The sequence below is a fragment of the Chloroflexus aurantiacus J-10-fl genome (genome assembly GCF_000018865.1).
GTDB classification, from domain to species: domain Bacteria; phylum Chloroflexota; class Chloroflexia; order Chloroflexales; family Chloroflexaceae; genus Chloroflexus; species Chloroflexus aurantiacus.
In genome coordinates this window covers 2,264,762-2,283,886 of the sequence record NC_010175.1, presented here as the reverse complement: position 1 = coordinate 2,283,886, position 19,125 = coordinate 2,264,762, and the positions used below count along the sequence as shown (strand labels likewise).

The window sequence follows — 19,125 nt, the reverse complement described above, 5'->3', positions numbered from 1 at the left end:
AGAGAAAATACGAGAGAAAATAGGAGAGAGCGGGTAGTGGGGTGCAGGCAAAGAAGAGAGGAATTAGGGCGAGGTTGTATGATCAGGGGGTTGATCATCTGCTCGCCATTTATCGGCGATAATAGAGGCTGACACTACAACCACGATCAAGGATCGACCATGACAGCGACAACCTGCTCTCTGCCCATACCAGAACTGGCCGAACAATTTCTGCTCCGCCGCGATATGACCTTTCTCAACCACGGCAGCTTCGGTGCCTGTCCACAGCCGGTCTTTGCCGTCTATCAGCAGTGGCAGCGCACGCTTGAAGCACAACCGGTTGAGTTTCTCGGACGACGTTTATCAGATTTGCTGTATCGCGCTCGTTCTGAACTGGCAGCTTTCGTCGGTGCAGCAGCAGAGGATGTAGTCTTTGTCCCAAACGTCACCTACGCGCTCAACATTGTGGCCCGTTCGCTGGATTTGCAACCAGGCGATGAAGTTTTGGGGATCACGCACGAGTACGGCGCTATCGAGCGTACCTGGCGCTACGTGTGTCTGCAACGAGGCGCAACTTACAGGAACCAGCCGGTTGAACTGCCGGTAACGACGTCTGATGAGATCATCGATCAGATCTGGCAGGGAGTCACTCCGCGCACACGGGTTATGTTGATCAGCCATATCACCTCGCCAACGGCAATCGTGATGCCGGTGGCAGAGGTATGCCGGCGGGCACGGGCAGCAGGGATTCTCACCGTGATAGACGGTGCGCATGCGCCGGGTCAGATCGACCTGAATCTGCACGAGTTAGCCCCCGATTTCTACGCCGGTAACTGTCACAAATGGTTGTGCGCCCCCAAAGGGGCCGGTTTTCTCTACGTTCGCTCTGAACATCAGGTCAAACTGGAACCACTGGTGGTAAGTTGGGGATGGCAGCCACCCACCCCACTCCAGGGCAGTTTTCTTGCCTACCCAGAGGGACGGCCACTACAGGCGTATTACGAATGGATGGGCACCGATGACCCTTCGGCATTTCTCACTGTCCCGGCAGCCATCGAATTTCAACGTCGCCACAACTGGAGCGCAATGCGGCTGGCGTGCCACGAACTTTTGCGTACCGCCTCGCAGCACATCCTCGCACTCAGCGATATACCACCGCTTACCCCTGACGATCCAGGCTGGTGGGTGCAGATGCGGGCACTGCCCCTGCCACCGTGCGATCCGACACTGGTTCAGTCCCGCCTCTGGCGCGAGTGGCGAATTGAGGTACCATGTTTCACCTGGGAAGGACGACCGTTGATCCGCGTCTCCATCCAGGTCTACAATACACCGGCAGATGTTGAGCGATTGTTGACCGGCCTGCAAGCCGTACTGAGCACATCATGATAGACATCGACCACGTAAGCTACACCTATCCCGGCGCTACCGAACCGATCTTACGCAACCTGAGTCTTCAGATTGCACCGGGCGAATTCTTGCTGGTTTGTGGCCCCGGTGGGGTTGGCAAAAGTACGCTGCTACGCCTGTTCAACGGCCTGGTGCCCCATTTCTACGGCGGACACTTTCGCGGTCGGGTGCGTGTGTGGGGACGCGACACGCTCCAGCACCAACCCCGTGATCTGGCCGACCTGGTTGGATTTGTGGTGCAAGACCCGGAGAGCCAGTTCGTGGTTGAGCGAGTAGAAGACGAGATTGTCTTCGCGATGGAAAATCTGGGTGTGCCACCCCCAATGATGCGGCGACGGGTCGAGGAGGTACTGGATCAACTGGCGATAGCTCACCTGCGCCACCGTCACGTGGCGACCCTCAGCGGCGGCGAGCAACAGCGAGTGGCGATTGCCGCAGCACTGGCTGCCCAACCGCGAGTGCTGGTGCTCGACGAACCCACCAGTCAGCTTGACCCACACGGCGCGGAAGAGGTCTTAACTGCACTCCAGAAGCTCAATTCCGACCTGGGCATTACCATCGTGCTGTGTGAACATCGGCTGGAACGTGTCGTGCAGTACGCAGATCGCATCCTCTACCTGTCACCAAACGGTGAGAGCGATCTCGGCCCACCACGCGAGGTGCTGAGTCGAATCGATCTCCGGCCACCACTTCAGCATCTCGGTGCTGTGTTGGGCTGGCAGCCATTACCGCTGACGATCAAAGAAGGGCGAAAGTTCGTACCATCCGACCTACCCGATTTCACCTCGCCTGCATCGCCGTCACCACCAACCACCACCGCACCGATTGCACGGTTGCGCAATGTCACGGTACGCTATGGACAGCACGAAGCACTCTACCGGGTACAGCTTGACCTACCGCGTGGCGCACTCATCGCCCTGATGGGACGCAACGGTAGTGGTAAGAGTACACTCCTGAAGACACTGATCGGCCTCGTTCGCCCCAGTGAAGGGCGCGTCGAACTGGAAGGGCGCGACATTGCCCCGCTGGCTGTCGAAGAACTTGCCCGACACGTTGCGTATGTACCGCAACAGCCGCGCAGCATCCTCTTCCACGACACGCTTGAGGAAGAGATTGCCTTCAGTCTGCGTGGGCGCAGGCTATCCCCCACCCAATCTGCCATTCGTGACATCCTCACGCGCTTCCGTATCAACCACCTGATAGCCCGCTACCCGCGCAGCCTGAGCGGCGGTGAGGCGCAGCGGGCCGCTTTAGCCGCTAGCCTGGCCGGTGATCCGCAGCTTATTTTGCTCGACGAGCCGACCCGCGGCCTCGACTACCACGCCAAGCATGCCCTGATCGACACGCTGCGCAGTCTATGCCGGGATGGGCGGACTGTGATCATGGCCACCCACGATGTCGAACTGGTCGCCGCGTGCGCCGATTGGGTAGTGTTGTTGAGTGAGGGAGAGGTAGTAGTGGAGGGATCGACTGCCGATCTGCTCGGCAACAGTCTCATCTTTTCCTCGCAGATCGCCAAGCTGTTTCCCGGTCAGGGCTGGCTGACGGTTCCGCAGGCGCTTGACGGGTTAGGCTGGCGATCACCGTAACATTAGCATCAGCATGCTGCCGGCTACCTGGCAACCAGCAACGCTGAAACACCGTCCTGAAGCGTTGCGAAGGAACGAATGCCATCCCACATCGAGCCGGTGTGGATCATCACCTCAGCCAGATCGGGACGAATTCCGCACAGGACAATCTGCGCTCCCATTAACCGGGCACCCTGGTTAAGCTGGTTCAACGTGTGGGCAAGCGTCTGATCGAACACCGTCAGTCCAGTCACATCAATCAGCACCACCCGCACCTGACGGGCTGCCGTTTCGTTCAGGATCAACTGCACCAGCGTCTGACACCGTTCAGCATCAAACATCCCGATCAAAGGCACCACCAGCGTCGTTGAACTGAGCGGGATGATCGGCAACGTTAACCGTCGCAATAATTCATCGCGCTGGCGAAGCTCTGCGAGGGACCGTTCCAGCGCTGCACTCCGTTCGGACAGGATCGCCTGCGACGCCAGCAGCTCGGCCTGTTGCCGCTCAACAATCGTCACATCACGCAACAGCACAACGCTCGATCCACCACGCTCGTCTCGAATGACCACTTCGGAAAGCAGAAGCACCCGCTCATTTCCCCGCACAAAACGACGATAGCCCGGCCTATGATCGGAAACGGTATTCTGCTCGACAAAGCCTGCCTCGTGTAGCACCTCTTCCAGACCACATCCTATCTCCAGCGCCACCAATTGCTGTGCAGCACGATTGGCAAACCGTACCCGATGTTTGGCATCGAGCACCAACACCCCATCAGGCAAATGTTCAACGGCTGCTTGCAGGGCAACCTGTGAAGGCCGAAAAAGACCATACTTTATCGTAACCCAACCAAACGAGAGATGGATAGGCAGCAGACTGGCATAGGTCAGCGCAGTCAGACCGATCTCCCGCGAGAAATAGCCGGTCACGAGGGTTAACAATGTCCCTGTGGTAAGCCAGATCGTCGGACTTCGCACGGCAGGATGACGTACCGCGAGCGTCACCAGCATCGTCACCGGTATAACGATACAACCGATGATGTAGAGTGCAAATACCGGCCAAAAAGCCGGCCCACGCACGAACGTCAGAATACCACTCTCTTCGCGAAAGACATCACGGCCCACAAACCCAAACCGACCGTACCAGTCAATTGCCAGACCGATCGCCATCACCATGTATGGTGAAATCGTAGCCCAACGGATCGCCGGTTGATTATAGCGATGCGGCATAAAGAGAATGAGTATCAACCAGATCAACAGACCAAAGGTCGCTGCTTGCAGCGAGGTCAGCAGCCCGGACAACAACCATATCTCGGTCTGGCTCCGACTGGCAAATCGCACTGCTCCGGCACAACTTAACAGTAGCGAAGCGGTAGTAAAGAGGGCAAAAATACGATTCGCCGTTGCCCGATAATCTTGCAACAAAACATACACAATGCTGGCGACGAGAATAACAATGGTGAAGAGAATGGCGAGGAGTTCCATGTAGTTATCCGTGTATGTATATGCCTATCCTGATCGCAGAACTGGCGTGAATACATGGAGTTCTCTGTCACACCTCTGGCAACTGACCCCACGCCCGGCACCAGACCACCCATGAAAGAGCAGCAAAAGCCTGTCAGACGCGAGATGTAGACGTTTATGAGCATTGTTACCAGCAGCGATTTGTTCAAGACGTATGATAGCACTCGAGAATAGCGATTGCAACGAAGTGGAGAGGTTGTTTATAAATCTAGCTGGATAATATGGAATCTGGTAGCTTAGGAAGCGTGGTGAGGGAGAACGGACAATCCTCGCGAGTACGCACGGGAGAGAGAAGCTGTAACACCCTCACCCCTTCCCAATCCATCCCTGAACTTGCGCAGAGGTCTACTGACAGATGATCTACTGCTGTCCGCTATAAAAACAGGTGTTATGGATCAACAGCTCGCACGGGTAATAGGGCCATCGTAGAAAGGCCCACATTGCAGAACAATAAAAGGGTATCAGCCGGTGGAATTGCGTGCTGGCAGATCAACGTGATCGCTGTGAGTCACTCTTAAGCTGCACCGTCTGGCCGCCGGGAAGTCCTCTAATTGCTTACACCGGTGGCCAGGGCACGTGTGGGCCGGGGCCAGGGGGCGGATAGCAACCCTGTTCCAGCAAGCGGTTCAATCGCCGCCGTAACGCTCGCACCTCAGCCCGATCAAGTAAGGTGTGCAGGGCCTGATTTAACCGCTCATCCTGATCAAGCTGCTGGCGAAAATCGGTAAAAGCGGCGATCACCTCATCTGGAAGCGGCTCGCCAACAAAATCCCAGAGCACTGTTCGCAGTTTGGGTTCGACGTGAAAACAAATCCCGTGATCGATTGCCCACAATCGGCCATCACGCCCTTGCAGACAGTGACCACTCTTCCGATCAGCATTGTTGACCAGGCAATCAAACGCACAGAGCAGTCTGATCTCGCGCTCGTACCCACCCTGCTTCAACATTGTAAACAGGTGTACCTCTTCATCGTTATCGATGAACAACTGCACCATGCCAACCCCATACGGCCCATCGCGCACAACGGTTGGCGGCACCAGATGAAAGCCCAACGCTTCGCTCACCAGATATGCAGCGGCCTCACGCCGGTAGAGTGTGCCACGCGGAAAATCCCATAACGGGCGTTCGCCACGCTGGGGCTTATACACTGCCAGCAGATGCAGATCATCGTGAACAATACTGGTCAGCAGCGTATAATTGCTGCTATACGGCATGGCTGCTTCAACGTTCATCGTACCCTGTGCCAGCGCCGTAAGGACCCGTGCGACACTCAACTCGCGTGCATGACCGCCTTCCATACTCTGCCTTTCACGATAGCGTATGGGTTTCCTGCTTCCTGGTCGCTTGCGCTACCTTTTCCTGATCAGACCTGATCAGCTATACACCGGGCCGTGACCGTTGCGATGCGGGCAGAAATGACCACTGGGGTCAATCGGGCGACCGCAATTCCCACAGATTGGACGACCAGCTGCCACCACTTGTTCAGCGTGAATACTCAGCGCCTTCATCTGTTCGCGGGTCGCCGAAAAACGTGCCGATAGCGGCTCTTCATCGTTGCCTTCCGGCATACCCTGCGCCAGTAACACAATCCGATCACGCTCACTATCGTAGCCCAGCCCCATCTGATAAATGCGGAACTCCGGTTCGAGCGGCTCCTCAAGGCTCATATCGGTCACCAGCAAATCATCAGAGGTTGCCAGCCGGGGGTTCCGCTCGCCGATCACTTCAAGCAGGCGATTAATCGCATTCGCCAGCTCGCGGATCTGCTCCTTTTCTGCCAGGAGGGTGACTAAACGATTACCCCGCCGGGCCTGCAAGTAAAACACGCGCCGACCCCGTGGGCCAACAGCCCCGGCAGTAATGCGATGCACCGATTCCAGATCAAAGGTAAACTCTGCCATATCTACGTTGCCTCCGTTGATGACGGGGACGCTGTCGCCGGTGAGTCCGGCGGCGAAGACGGTTTGGGGCGCAGATGATCAAGCGACCCGGTCTCATTGTAGGCCAGTAAACGAGGACCCATCGGCTCAAATGCGATTGCACTCAACGAGCAAGGATTTATCACTAGCCGCTGAAACAGATCAATGTGGACACCAATATAATACGCCAGTGCCAGCCGGATCAAGTCGGCGTGTGAAACCACGGCAATCAGCTCACCGTGATGACGGGCACGCAACTGATCAATGGCGCTAACCATGCGCATCTGCGCCTCACCCAATGTCTCGCCACGCGGAAAGCGGGTGCCACTCGGATAGTGCTGTACTCCCGGCCAAAGCTCATGCTTGTACAGCTCCTTCAACTCAGCGCCTTCCCAATCGCCGTAACGCACCTCGCCAATCTGCTCCACGATCCGCAATGGCAGACCACGTGGCTCAGCAATTGCCCGGGCAGTTTCTATACACCGATCCAGCGGACTGGTGTAAAGTGCGGTAATCGGTAAATCCCCCAATCGTTCACTCAGCGCTGCCGCCTGTCGGCGTCCCTCTTCACTGAGATGAACCCCCGGTAGCCAGCCGGCTAACCGGCCATGCACCCAGTCATTCATCCCGTGGCGGATCAAGAGAACTGTGGTTACGCGACGTTCTTCGTTTGGCACAACGACACCTGCCATCTATGCTGGATCACATCGGGCGTGCAATTGTTCTTCGTTCTTCCGGGCAAACCGATTGCACGTTCATCAGTACATTCACTATCCCATGATACCACGGTTACGCCGATGTCACGGTAGAGCGTTGCACTGGCCCACACAGGAACCGAAGGTAGTGGTTAAAACAGGTTGTTATTCTACACTATTTAAAGTAATGTTATTGACATTACTTTCAGAACATTTTTACAGCTTATTGCTGCTACTTAACTAGTCGTAAATGACTATTTTGTTATCGTTCTGATGAAAAAAATTTTTCAGATCATATCGTGAGTACTGAGAATATAATGATATACGCAGTTGTTTTTCAGTTAAAAATATACATCCCTGTCGTCACACTACTTCAACGTCATGACGGGTATATACGACGGTACAAAGCGTTAGTCTGTGTGCTGGTTCTGGGTAGACCAGAACAACGTTTCAGATACTGTCACACCCCACATCATCTGCTCACGGCAACTCACCATCAATCCGGGACATACAGCCCAACCAGCATAGCCTGGCACGCTATGAGGTGTTGCGTATTTCCTGATGTCCTCGATCTACTCTGCGTCTCTGCTACCCAATCCTGAACCCATCATCCCGGCATCGTCCCTACTTGATCGGTCGGCTAATAACGTCTTGCCACTATGCCGAAGGAGGTGACTCGCTGCAACGAAACGCTCGCATCCGTAACATCACGCGCTCATCGCATCCGGTATTGTCGGTCATACGCACAGTAGCAACAGTTCACGGAACCTGGGGGGTCTATGAATCTTTTCTACCGTTACCGACGCATGGTATGGACGTTCATCGTCGTCTTATGTCTGCTCGGTCTGACAACAACCACTGCGCTGGCGATTGTCGTTACACCCAGCGCACCCGACGGCTGGGCACCTGCCAATGTACGCGCTGATGCCACTGTCGCCATCACCACTGCCCAGCCCCGTTCCGGCAATGGCTCGCTAGAGTTTACCACCAATACCATTACACCAGGCCAGGACAAAGCCGACTACGAGAAGCGCTGGAATCCCGTCAATTTTCCCAACCGCACCCTGGCCGGTCTGACTGCTCTGAGCTACGAGTACTACCGCTCCAGCAGCAGCACGACTGCCAATCACCTCGCTCCGGTCTTACGCCTGTACGTCGGCGATGCCAACCCATTATCCCCAACCTTCGGTAAGTACGCGCTCCTGATCTGGGAGCCTGTTTATAACAGCGCAGCTCCCATACCGACCGATCAATGGATTACTCAAAACATCCTGAATGGAAAGTTCTGGATGTTCGTTCCTTCCGGTCAATCAATCCCCAGCGGTGTTGTCCAGAACTTCAACTCCACCCTCAACGACTGGATTACCGGTTCGCCGCTCGGTCAGCCGGGCGACCCGGCACCGATCAATATTGACCAGTTTTCAATCGTTTTCGGGGTGAATGTGGGGGTTGGCTCCGGCTGGGGCGCTACCTTCCGCGGCTTCGTCGATAATGTCACGTTGCAGTGGGGCAACGATGAGGTGCATGCCAATTTTGAGGTTGATATTCGGGGTGAACTCACCGTCACCAAGGTCGTCGACTGGAGCGGTGCGCCACCGGTAGCCGGCCAGACCTTCGAGATTTGCATCACCGGCCCGTCGTACCCATCAGGGAACTGCCAGACCACGAGTGGCGGTAATGTAACCTGGAGCAACCTGCTGATCGGCGACTATACCGTTACCGAGACCGATCCCGGCCCAGCGTGGGATGTGTCTCTGCCCGGTACCGTAAGTATCACTGATGCTCAGCCGGTCACTGTGACGGTCACTAACACGCTTCGTCCAGGCAGCTTGAACGTCAACAAGACCATCAACTGGCAAGGTGTTACACCCACTCCCACCATCTTCAACATCTGCATCAGCGGACCTTCCTATCCAACCCCCTTCTGCCAGACCACGAGCGGCGGTTCGCTGACCTTCGGGCCACTGGTACCGGGCACCTACACCGTGAGCGAGTCGCCGGGTAGCGACTGGATCGTTACCATCACCGGCTCACCGGCGAATGTTGACCCCGACCAAACGGCGCAGGTAACGGTTCAGAACACCTATGTCGGGCCGGCCCTGGCCTGTCCATTGCTCGACGACTTCAATCGGGCAAACACAACGAAAGGGCTTGGGAAGAACTGGACCGGCGCAACCAGCACCTACCGCATCCTGAGCAACCAGGTTCAACCCTTCACAACCGCAGGTGCGATCTTCTGGAATAAAGCACCACGCACCTTCGGTGCCGATCAGGTGGCCTGTGTGAAACTGACGACCATCGACCCGCAAGGCAAGCATCATTCGCTCATCCTCAAGGCGCAGGCTACGCACAACTATGCGAGAGGGATGATCCTCGTCTCGTATGATGCGGTCAATCAGCAGGTCGTGGTCGAGAGCATCCAGCCTGGTCAAAACTGGACAACCCATCTCACCATTCCGGTTACTCTTGCCAACGGCGACGTTCTCGGCGCACGTGCGCTGGCCGACGGTTCAGTCCGCGTGTACAGGAACGGCGTCCTGATCGGCGCTACCTCAACCACCAGCTTCTTTGCCAACCGGGGTGGTCGTATTGGGGTCTGGTACCACAAGACGGCAAACGCCACGTTCGATGATTTCGGTGGTGGGAATACGCCCTGACACAGTTCGTTGATACCGTCCTCACCTCTGGTCTGCCACCCAGAGGTGAGGATGATGTTCAATCCGACAGATAGTCTACCTCAGCCTACACGGACGCCCGCGAAAGAGGGGCTATATCAAATCTGAAAAAACACTGCATGGCACCCGATTCACGTAGGGGCGGGTTCTCAACCCGCCCTGGGTTCTCAACCCACCCCCACCGCGTTGCACGTAGGGGCGGGTTCCAAACCCGCCCTGGGTTCTCAACCCGCCCTGGGTTCTCAACCCGCCCTGGGTTCTCAAGCCACCCCCACCGCGTTGCACGTAGGGGCGGGTTCCAAACCCGCCCTGGGTTCTCAACCCGCCCGTTCCCAATCCACCCCCACCGCGTTGCACGTAGGGGCGGGTTCCAAACCCGCCCTGGGTTCTCAACCCATCCCCACCGCATTGCACGTAGGGGCGGGTTTGGAACCCGCCCTGGATTCTCAACCCGCCCTGGGTTCTCAACCCACCCCCACCGCGTTGCACGTAGGGGCGGGTTCCAAACCCGCCCTGGGTTCTTAACCCGCCCGTTCCCAACCCGCCCCTACGGTATCCACCCTGCGTACCATGCAGATGATCCCCACTGATTGTCATGGTTCACCGCATATCCGGGATAGGCAGTAATGCACGTATTTTCAAGATTTGATAGTATGATTCTCCTCATACCAGCAACTAATCTTACCCTTCTTCCTCCATCTCATACCCCACCACCCACACCCGGTTCTTCCCAGCCCGCTTGGCCGCCAGCTCGGCATTGTCGGCAGCCAGCAACAGCGCCACGGGTGTCTGAGCATCATCCGGGAAAGCTGCCACACCGAGACTGAGGGTGTAGCCGGACACCGGTAGCCCATTCAGTGGTTCAGGACACGACATTTCAGCCTTACGTCGTATCTGCTCGGCCACAGCTATCGCCGTCTGCTTGTCGGTATTGGTCAGGATAATCGCAAACTCCTCACCACCGTAGCGGGCGACAAAGTCTACTTCACGTACCGATTGCGCCAGCAACTGTGCCACTGCCCGCAATCTGTCATCACCGGCCAGATGACCATACGTATCGTTGTAGTGTTTGAATGAATCGATATCGACCATAATCAGCGCCAGTGGATAACCGTAGTGACGCGCCCGCACAAACTCACGTTCAAGCGCCCGATCAAAAGCACGCCGATTGGCAATCCCGGTCAGACTATCGGTAACTGCCAGTGCTTCTACTTCGGCGTACAACCGTGCATTTTCCAGCGCAGTCGCCGCCTGTGTCGCCAGACTCTGGCCCAGTTGGAGTTCGGCAGTGGTAAAATCGGGATCACTGCGTGCCCGCCCAACCACAACGAGACCATACACCGATGTTTTCAGACCGGTCGCCAGCGGCAAGATCAACAGCTTTGGGCAATCTAACTGGCCGAGAAACGTATTATCAACATCCTGGTCGGCATTGATGAAAGCCGGCTCAGCACTGATCAATACCTGTTGCAAGACCGGTACATCGCGCAGCGAGTACACCCTCCCTGTCTCAATATCGTCCATGGTCGTCGCCGCCGTACAGGCAAACGCCAGCACAATCTGCTCCTGCAGCGGCTCCCAACGCAAGATGACACAGCGCGCCGCCTGAAATTCGGCGTTTGGTTAAGCATGAAAGGAGGTTCGCTTGGCTCCCGACGCAAGATGACACAGCGCGCCGCCTGAAATGCTTCTACCAAGTGATGTACGATTGCATCCAGAATGGTTCCTTCGTCGAGACCAGCACTGAAATCACGGCTCGCGGCATACAGGATACGCAGTTCTTCGCTACGACGCTGGGCTTCACTGTAGAGACGGGCATTCTCGATAGCCAGCGCAGCGTGTCCGGCAAAGGCAGCCAGGTAATCGGCATGCTCTGGCCGGTAAAAATTCGGCTCAGTTTTGTCTAGCGAGAAAAATGCGATTACCCGACCGTGAATGATGATTGGCGCCCCGGCCCACGAACGAACATGGGCAGCCGCTTCGATATCTACCCACCCAGGCTCCTGCGCAGTGTCTGGAACGATAAAAGGCCGACCGGTGGTCAGCATCCGCTGCAAATTGGGCGTGCTGGCAACCTCGAACACCACTGCCGCCGCCGCACGAGCAACCGCTTCGCCAAAGCGGTCATATCCCCGCAGGTGAGTAAGCCTGGCCCGCTGCGCCTGCTGCTGTTCGTCATACTCGACGATCATCACATTCGCCGAATCATACGGCACCACTCGTTGTATCTCGTCGAGCAACCGATCCAGAATCGTATTGACATCAAGGCTTTCGCTCAGCGCCAACCCGGCCTGGCGCAGCGCTTCCGCCAACCGCCGCTGTTCCCGCTCGGCGGCCAGCAAATGGATTTTCACAATGGCCAGCGAAAGCTGGGCTGCAACCTGCTCGCCAAGCGTGATCTCTTCGTCGGTAAACCGATGCCGTTGATTAAACCCAATCAATGCTGCACCAAGCTTCTGCTGCTCAACCATCAGCGGTAAGGCAAGAATAGAGCGGCTAGGAAAGAGATTGGCAATTCGACGACTCAAGTAGGGTGTGTTGAAGACATCCTCAATTGCTAACACCCGACCTGCTCGCAACGCACTTTCAGTGAGGGTTGGTTCCCCTGCCTCAGCGCGCATTTGCATGTACCGCTCGTGCAATCCTGCGCTGGCCGCTGCCGGCACTGGACGTTGCAGATGCTCATCCCACAACGCGAGATATGCACCATCCGCTTCAAACAGTTCACCCAGTCGGTTTGCCAGCAGCCGCAACATCTCGTGCAGATCATCGATCCCAAGCGCTGTACGGGTTATCTCATTCAGTAACGTCATCTGACGGGCATGGCGACGCGCACCCGTCAAGAGACGTTTGTTTTCCAGCATCGCAGCGGCAACATACGCCAGCGTCTGACCGGCATTGATCTCATCTTCTGAAAATGGCTTGACAACATTCCGGTAAACTACAAACGCTCCACCCAGGCCATCCGGCATAAACAGCGGAAAGACTGCATAGGAGTGAAATCCTTCCCGCACGACTGCCTCGCGGAGTGGCGCTAAACCGGGATGGGTTTGGGCATCAACAACCACGATAGGCTGGGGACTTTGAAGTAGTTGTGCCCCAGGGACATTATGAAAAAACCGGTTAATCGTAGCCACGTACTCGGCTGAAAGCCCACTTGCATACGGGCAGCTCAGGCTGTCGGTTGTCCGATCATAGAGGTAGATTGCCGCTCTATCCGCAGTCAACACCTTTTGTGCCGCGACCATCAGTGTGCTGTAAAAAGCAGCGGTGTCGGTTGCAGCCAGCAACTCACCGATTGACTGCACCAGATGGCGCTGTCGCTCCACCCGCCGCCGCTCGGTAGTCAGCAAAACGTGCTCGCGGGTCGTCTCACGCCAGACCAGAATGTAGCTCACCGGCACATGCTGCCGCTCGCGAACCATCGCGACACTGAGCTGAAAGACGCGCTGATTGGCTTCAGTGCCAATCACAATCTCATAGGAACCCTCTGCCGGTTCTTTGTCTGGAATGAATTGATGTATCTGCACCAATTTGTTGAGCGGATAACCAATGATCTGTTCGTCAATCTGCAGGAGACGTTGCGCGGCAGGATTGAACTCAACGACACGGTACAAATGATCGAGCACCATGACCGCATCTTGCAGATGGGTAACAATGGTACGGGCAGTAATGGGCGTGATGTCAAACAACCCAAACCGAAAGAATCCGATCGCCAGCAAGAGACCCGAACCGGCGAAAATAAGCGGCGTTGGATCAACCCAACCCAGCGGTAATGCACCTGACAAATAGACAGCATTGCTCGATAGCGGCACCAGCGCACTCCCCACCATCATCAGCGCCTGATAGCGATACAAACGCGCTACCTGTATTGCAAACACGATGTAGAGCACAATACCGCCGATGATCAGGCTATAAGCAATCGCCGCATGAAACCAGAACCCAACCCCACGCCCAACAACCAACAGTTCTGGATGTCCCCTCGGATCAAGGGCCACATCGCGCCAGATCAGGCCGTGCCATTCATTCGTAAACACCAGCAAACAGGTCACAATCGCCGGCACAAACAAAAGCCGTCGTCGCCAGGGCGTCAGCCAGTCATCACGTCCGGTGTACTGCAAAGCAAAGATTAGCCACAATGGTGAAATTGTGGTAATGGCCAGATATTGCAGTTTGGCAAAGATCACTTTCGCCGCCAACGAAGGTGCCTGTAACTCAGCCGCATACAACAGTGACCACCCACTCATTGCCGTCAACAGCAACGCTAACGTAAGCGCACCAGGCCGGGTGAGGTGACGAAAGGCGTAATACGCAATACTCCCCGTCAGCGCAGCACTGCCCCAGAGCAGCAAAACGGCAACCTGTACTTCGATGGTCATAGGTGATTATCCCGGCACCTTCACCTGCATCAGGAACACTGAACAGCCATTGGATGAAAGCCACTTTCCAGCCCGACATCGCAATGCTTCGTCTCCTATTATTGCACAATGCGAGTTCAATGGATAATCAATCACCAGCGATCATTCCAGCACATTGTTATGTTATTTGTTGGGAAAAAGTGTTTGACCTCAGTCTCCTGCACGATTGCGCTTATATGTGCCTGTCATCAATCCAACGCCCACCATATGGCGAGAGCGGGCTGGTCGGGTGAAGCCAGGGCCAGCCACGCTGCTGATACGATACGTGCTTCACAGCGAGTGCGTGTGACACACACCAAATCCATCGGTCACTTCTGCCCGCAATACTCACCGTGGTCTCCTACATCCAATACGGTTAGAGAGCAATCCTTTCACCATTGCATAGCTTTTCAACAATGAAATAAACAACTTCTTCTGGTAGCCGTCTCGTATAACATAATGATCACCTCGAAGACTGTCGCTCTCTTGCTCAGCGCGCATAACGGTAGTGTCTACATTTATGTTTCTTATTAAAACACAAAAATACCCTCAAAAAAAGAATATAGAACCGATTGATATTGATCGGCAAATATGTTTATATGACAGAGAACATTTCTCGACAATGACATCTTACCTATCGTAAGGGGATAGCCTCGTTATGGAGCCGAAACCTCTATCAAGGACGGGAGCCTTGCTCATCGGTCTGTTCTTCGCAATCATCGGCGCTGTCGTTATATTTGTAGGATGGCTATTGCAACAATCAATCCGCGAGCAGTTGAACACGATGATCAGTGGCACAGGCACGGTTGTTGAGATCATTAAAGTTGACGAGATTGGCGAAGACCCCAGATTCTACCCGGTCATTGAATTCCGCACTCCAGCGGGTGAAGTCATTCGTTTTGAGGAAAAAACCGGTGGCAGTCAATTCGCCTACCGAGTCGGCCAACAAGTAGCCATCCTGTATGATCCTCAATTCCCACAAGATGCTAGAATTGACTCCTGGTTCGAGCTATGGTTTCCTGCTTTTGCGGTCATCTTGCTCGGTAGTGGTGCATTGGTAGCGGGTCTGGCAGGATGCGGCATGGCCATCTTCGATACACGTAACCAGACCACATCGCATCCAGGGTAATCCCTCTCAACAACCCATCGCTAGCCCACAGAGTCTACTCCCACAAATCACAACCCGTTTCAGGAGGGGAAACGTAATGGATCACCTCTCCTGTCCCTAACCATGCCGGATCGCCGGCCACGATTCTGATGGTATTAGATCGTGTACGAGCGTATCCTCCCATCGCCATCCAGGAACAGCGTCTCCCCCAAAAAAGTTATGTCAAATCTGGTTGGATAAAGATAATGGCACGCTATCTACCGTCACCCTCTCGCGGTACACTACCGCTCCGGCACATCCTGGGAGCGCACACCTCCGACGCACTCACCACACCCGACACCGCTCCGGCGCATCCTGGGAGCGTGCGCCTCCGGCGCGCTCACCACCGACACCGTCTCGACATCTCCTGGGAGCGTGCGCCTCCGGCGCGCTCAGCGCCCCCCTGACACCGCTTTAGCGTCTCCTGGGAGCGCACGCCTTCAGCTCATTCACCAGGCATCTCCTGGGAGCGCACACCTCCAGCTCATTCACCAGGCATCTCCTGGGAGCGCACGCCTCCGGCGCGCTCACCACCGACACCACCCGGCATCCCTTGGGAACGCACGCCTCCGGCTCCTTCACCTATGCATTACCCACAACTGGTGTTAACCACGTGCGTATCAGCGAGTATGATCGCTATTGGTGTTGTTTTGAGCGACTGACCCGGTGGCAGTGCGCCGCTCCAGCCGTGGTATCACGTGCTGAATGGGTTGCCTTACACGCGCATCGTGTGCGTGTCGCGCAGTTTGGAGTGCGGCAGCCATGCTGCCGCGCCAGCCGTGCTCACGATCCGGCGCGTGGAACGCCGATACATCTCCAGGTCACGGAGGTGCTGGATGTGCTCGTGCCGATCATCGAGTCGGTCAGGCACATGCGACGTATTGTTGCACCAAGTTCGTGCCTGCACACCAGCGGTCATGGCCAGCACCTGCCGGCGGTGGCGATGATGCCTGCACGCAGGCTGGAAGCCTGCGCCACGGGGAGCGCTTGCAGCCCGACCTAACGCAGCGCGACATGTGGGTAATGCATAGGGCTCCTTCACCAGGCGTCCCTTGGGAGCGCGCGCTCCGGCGCACTCCCCACCCGACACCACTCAGGCATCTCCTGGGAGCGCACACCTCCGGCGCGCCACTATCCCCTGGGAGCACGTGCCTCCGGCGCACTCCCCACCCGACACCGCTCCGGCGCGTCCTGGGAGCGCACACCTCCGGCGCACTCACCACACCCGACACCGCTCCGGCGCGTCCTGGGAGCGCACGCCTCCGGCGCGCTCACCACCGACACCGCCTCGGCATCTCCTGGGAGCGTGCGCGCTCCGGCGCACTCCCCACCCGACACCACCCGGCATCTCCTGGGAGCGCACGCCTCCGGCGCGCTCCCCACCGACACCACCTCGGCATCTCCTGGGAGCGTGCGCCTCCGGCGCGCTCACCACCGACACCGCCTACCGTGCCTGCTTCCAGCGGGGGATTGCAAACCAGAACCGGCACACAACAACGGACGCCATCCGGCACCGGTGGTTCCTGCCTCTGCAAAGAGCGGATAAGGATTGGGGCGTTCAGAGCCTCGCCAACCCCAATCGCTTGTACACTCACATATTCTGTTCGCCCGCGAACCTCCAGGATCATGCCGGCCCGGCTACGTTCATCGTCAATACCGCTGCCAGTGCCGCAGCATCGAGCGTAAATGCTCGACCAAATCCGCCAACATAGCGCGCCTCGTGTAGCGTTACGCGAAACAGCGTAAAATCCGGCAAGGCAAAAAGATGCTGCTGCGTCGGCAACCGCTGTACATACGTCATCTGAGCCGCTGCATAATCGGGCACATCACGCGGGATTGCCAGTGCACGACCCTGCAATGTTACTCGCGCCAACGCCTGGGGATCGCTCACGCTATGTGGCGCCGCAGTAATCAGAAGTGATAGTGGTGAACCGGCGAGTAAATGACCGGTATGCGCTGCCAGACGGCTCAGCAAGAGCAATAGACCCGGTGCATATCCTTCGCGCCGTTCAACTGCATACAGGACGTAAGAGACAAAAGGTGCTCCATCAGGAGTTACAGTACCAAGCGCTGCCGCTTGCTGTTCATCAATCAAACGTCGCAACGCTAACCGGTCTTCTTGCCGCATAGAAGACACCCTTTCTCTTCCAGGCCAGTTCAGCCAATCCTGAACTGTGCTCATAGACTCTCTTGTTCATAGCATCATTGAACCACGTGTCGAGTATTGTTTGCAAGTCGGGTATGAACGCCACACCTGGATGTTGAGCCAGTACACCATCTGTCAGACTCACGTTGGCACAACCTGCTGTACATGTCGTATCGCGATGCACCTCGTTGAGCAAAAGAGTGACATTAAATCTTGAGTGATCCGGTGCTTCACTGCCTGGCACCGGATATACGATGAACCATCCCCTCCGTAACAATCCTATGCATTACCCATACCTGGTATCAACCACGTGCGTATCAGCGGGTATGATCGCCATGGATGCTGTTTTGGGCGACTGGCCCGATGACAGCGCGTCGCTCCAGCCGTGCCGGCACGTGCTGGATGGGTTGCCTTACACGCGCATCATGTGCGTATCGCGCAGTTTGGAGTGCGGCAGCCAGGCTGCCGCGCCAGCCGTGCTCACGATCCGGCGCGTGGTACATCGCTACCCATCCTGGTCACGTAGGTGCAGGAGGTGCTCGTTTCGATCATCGAGTCGGTCGGGCATGAATAAGCTACCTGTGCGTAGACGTTTGGTTATACCAGGTTCGTGCCTGCGCACCAGCGGCCACGGCCAGCACCTGCCGGCGGTAATGGGGATGCCTGCACGCGGGCTGGAAGCCCACGCCATGGGAAGCCGCCACAGGGAGCGCTTGCAGCCCGGCCTAACGCAGCGTGACATGTGGGTAATGCACAGGTAACAATCCGCGGATGTCACCTGTTGGATACAGATGGGAGGTTCCGCAGGGGCAGGTTCAGCACCTGCCCCTACGGACAGCGCACATCACCGTTCACCTTACTATACGAGGGATGCGGCGAACACAGAGACCGTCTTGCTTCGCATACCTTGCACCGTGTTTTTCCGATTTGATATGACATCACTGCGGGAGAAGACTCATCCTCCCAGGATGATGAGAAACTTTGCCATCCATTCACACAGGCATCACGTGCCGGATTGGATACCATTCACACACAGTGATCCCCGTGTCGCATTGTTCGTCATACGGAAGTCATGCCTCTCCAGCCACCGCAATCCACGCAGAATGTGTGTCGCACCGGTGAGCGGTACATCGGGACGCATTGCGCGATGCCAAAACCTCACGCTGGCGCTGCACCTGTACACAGACGCGTTAGGTTAACACTCCTACCCTTCACCGACCAAAAAGAGGCGTGGACAGGGTATGCCGGCAGCGTTGCAACAAAAGGACGACACCTGAACAATCCATACCGTCACGCAAGCGGAGGTGTGACGAGCCATAAACAACAAAACCCGCAGGTATACACCTGCGGGTTTTTCACTGGTAGCGGCGGCAGGATTCGAACCTGCGACCTTCGGGTTATGAGCCCGACGAGCTGCCACTGCTCCACGCCGCGATAATAAAGGGTGACAGTTTTTAGGCTGTCACCCACTGGCAGGGTGCGTGGACCTAGGTTCCCAGCGGAGAGCCGCCAGTAGGATCGGCGCTGCGATGTTTCACGACCCGGTTCGGGATGGATCGGGGTGGGTCCACCGCGCTCCTCACACACCCAGTGGTTGAAGGTCGTCCCTTCACCCCTCACGCGATTGTCCTTCTTGCTGCCTGCACCATCACCACGCTCCCGTCCCGG

Annotated in this window: 12 protein-coding genes, 1 tRNA gene and 1 rRNA gene; 4 read left to right on the top strand and 10 right to left on the bottom strand. The window is 56.5% G+C overall.

Features of this window, described 5'->3' with window-relative positions:
* Positions 1–159: 159 nt before the first annotated feature.
* Together CAUR_RS08715 and CAUR_RS08710 are read left to right on the top strand one after the other, a co-directional pair.
* On the top strand, positions 160–1,365 hold the full coding sequence (locus CAUR_RS08715) for an aminotransferase class V-fold PLP-dependent enzyme (protein ID WP_012257531.1): 1,206 nt from the start codon (positions 160–162) through the stop codon (positions 1,363–1,365).
* Positions 1,362–2,975 (top strand): ABC transporter ATP-binding protein, encoded by a 1,614-nt coding sequence (locus tag CAUR_RS08710; protein ID WP_012257530.1) that lies wholly within the window; start codon positions 1,362–1,364, stop codon positions 2,973–2,975. Before CAUR_RS08715 ends, CAUR_RS08710 begins: the two co-directional genes overlap by 4 nt.
* Positions 2,976–2,998: 23 nt before the next feature.
* Here CAUR_RS08710 and CAUR_RS08705 read toward each other — a convergent pair whose 3' ends face one another.
* The 4 genes from CAUR_RS08705 to CAUR_RS08690 all read right to left on the bottom strand — a co-directional run bounded on the left by CAUR_RS08705 (position 2,999) and on the right by CAUR_RS08690 (position 7,074).
* Positions 2,999–4,438, bottom strand: coding sequence for an STAS domain-containing protein (locus CAUR_RS08705; RefSeq protein ID WP_012257529.1), 1,440 nt, complete (start codon positions 4,436–4,438; stop codon positions 2,999–3,001).
* Between the two features lie 594 nt (positions 4,439–5,032).
* Entirely contained in the window at positions 5,033–5,776 is a 744-nt protein-coding gene (locus CAUR_RS08700; RefSeq protein ID WP_012257528.1) for an SCO1664 family protein, read from the bottom strand.
* A 75-nt stretch (positions 5,777–5,851) separates the two neighbouring features.
* Positions 5,852–6,379, bottom strand: a complete 528-nt coding sequence (locus CAUR_RS08695) for a DUF3090 domain-containing protein (RefSeq protein ID WP_012257527.1) — start codon at positions 6,377–6,379, stop codon at positions 5,852–5,854.
* Positions 6,380–6,381: 2 nt separating this feature from the next.
* Positions 6,382–7,074: a histidine phosphatase family protein gene (locus tag CAUR_RS08690; RefSeq protein ID WP_242605107.1), complete on the bottom strand. Its 693-nt coding sequence runs from the start codon at positions 7,072–7,074 to the stop codon at positions 6,382–6,384.
* A gap of 797 nt (positions 7,075–7,871) precedes the next feature.
* Between CAUR_RS08690 and CAUR_RS08685 the strand changes: the two genes are divergently transcribed.
* Positions 7,872–9,749 carry an MSCRAMM family protein gene (locus CAUR_RS08685; protein ID WP_012257525.1) on the top strand — a complete coding sequence of 626 codons (1,878 nt, stop codon included), beginning with the start codon at positions 7,872–7,874 and terminating at the stop codon, positions 9,747–9,749.
* A gap of 699 nt (positions 9,750–10,448) precedes the next feature.
* On the opposite strand, the gene CAUR_RS08680 is transcribed toward CAUR_RS08685, so the two are convergent.
* Together CAUR_RS08680 and CAUR_RS21510 are read right to left on the bottom strand one after the other, a co-directional pair.
* Complete coding sequence (locus CAUR_RS08680; RefSeq protein WP_242605106.1) at positions 10,449–11,324, bottom strand: sensor domain-containing diguanylate cyclase; 876 nt, start codon at positions 11,322–11,324, stop codon at positions 10,449–10,451.
* Positions 11,225–14,146, bottom strand: a complete 2,922-nt coding sequence (locus CAUR_RS21510; protein ID WP_012257523.1) for a histidine kinase N-terminal 7TM domain-containing protein — start codon at positions 14,144–14,146, stop codon at positions 11,225–11,227. Before CAUR_RS21510 ends, CAUR_RS08680 begins: the two co-directional genes overlap by 100 nt.
* A 676-nt stretch (positions 14,147–14,822) precedes the next feature.
* On the opposite strand from CAUR_RS21510, the gene CAUR_RS08670 reads away from it, so the two are divergent.
* On the top strand, positions 14,823–15,293 hold the full coding sequence (locus tag CAUR_RS08670; RefSeq protein ID WP_015909099.1) for a DUF3592 domain-containing protein: 471 nt from the start codon (positions 14,823–14,825) through the stop codon (positions 15,291–15,293).
* 1,642 nt (positions 15,294–16,935) lie between these two features.
* Here the strand turns inward: CAUR_RS08670 and CAUR_RS08665 are convergent.
* The 4 genes from CAUR_RS08665 to rrf all read right to left on the bottom strand — a co-directional run bounded on the left by CAUR_RS08665 (position 16,936) and on the right by rrf (position 19,046).
* Positions 16,936–17,439, bottom strand: a complete 504-nt coding sequence (locus tag CAUR_RS08665; RefSeq protein WP_012257521.1) for a pyridoxamine 5'-phosphate oxidase family protein — start codon at positions 17,437–17,439, stop codon at positions 16,936–16,938.
* 335 nt (positions 17,440–17,774) lie between these two features.
* A complete protein-coding gene (locus CAUR_RS08660; protein WP_044233547.1) occupies positions 17,775–17,960 on the bottom strand; it encodes a hypothetical protein in 186 nt (61 codons plus the stop codon).
* An 856-nt stretch (positions 17,961–18,816) separates the two neighbouring features.
* Positions 18,817–18,891 (bottom strand) — tRNA-Met (locus CAUR_RS08655).
* Positions 18,892–18,931: 40 nt separating this feature from the next.
* Positions 18,932–19,046, bottom strand: a 5S ribosomal RNA gene (gene rrf / locus CAUR_RS08650).
* Between the last annotated feature and the right edge of the window lie 79 nt (positions 19,047–19,125).

What these genes read in the sequence shown, in the direction of transcription:
- CAUR_RS08715 (WP_012257531.1), top strand. Translation starts at nt 160, where the DNA reads ATGACAGCGACAACCTGCTCTCTGCCCATACCAGAACTGGCCGAACAA.
- CAUR_RS08710 (WP_012257530.1), top strand. Translation starts at nt 1,362, where the DNA reads ATGATAGACATCGACCACGTAAGCTACACCTATCCCGGCGCTACCGAA.
- CAUR_RS08705 (WP_012257529.1), bottom strand. Translation starts at nt 4,438, where the DNA reads ATGGAACTCCTCGCCATTCTCTTCACCATTGTTATTCTCGTCGCCAGC.
- CAUR_RS08700 (WP_012257528.1), bottom strand. Translation starts at nt 5,776, where the DNA reads ATGGAAGGCGGTCATGCACGCGAGTTGAGTGTCGCACGGGTCCTTACG.
- CAUR_RS08695 (WP_012257527.1), bottom strand. Translation starts at nt 6,379, where the DNA reads ATGGCAGAGTTTACCTTTGATCTGGAATCGGTGCATCGCATTACTGCC.
- CAUR_RS08685 (WP_012257525.1), top strand. Translation starts at nt 7,872, where the DNA reads ATGAATCTTTTCTACCGTTACCGACGCATGGTATGGACGTTCATCGTC.
- CAUR_RS21510 (WP_012257523.1), bottom strand. Translation starts at nt 14,146, where the DNA reads ATGACCATCGAAGTACAGGTTGCCGTTTTGCTGCTCTGGGGCAGTGCT.
- CAUR_RS08670 (WP_015909099.1), top strand. Translation starts at nt 14,823, where the DNA reads ATGGAGCCGAAACCTCTATCAAGGACGGGAGCCTTGCTCATCGGTCTG.
- CAUR_RS08665 (WP_012257521.1), bottom strand. Translation starts at nt 17,439, where the DNA reads ATGCGGCAAGAAGACCGGTTAGCGTTGCGACGTTTGATTGATGAACAG.
- CAUR_RS08660 (WP_044233547.1), bottom strand. Translation starts at nt 17,960, where the DNA reads ATGTACCACGCGCCGGATCGTGAGCACGGCTGGCGCGGCAGCCTGGCT.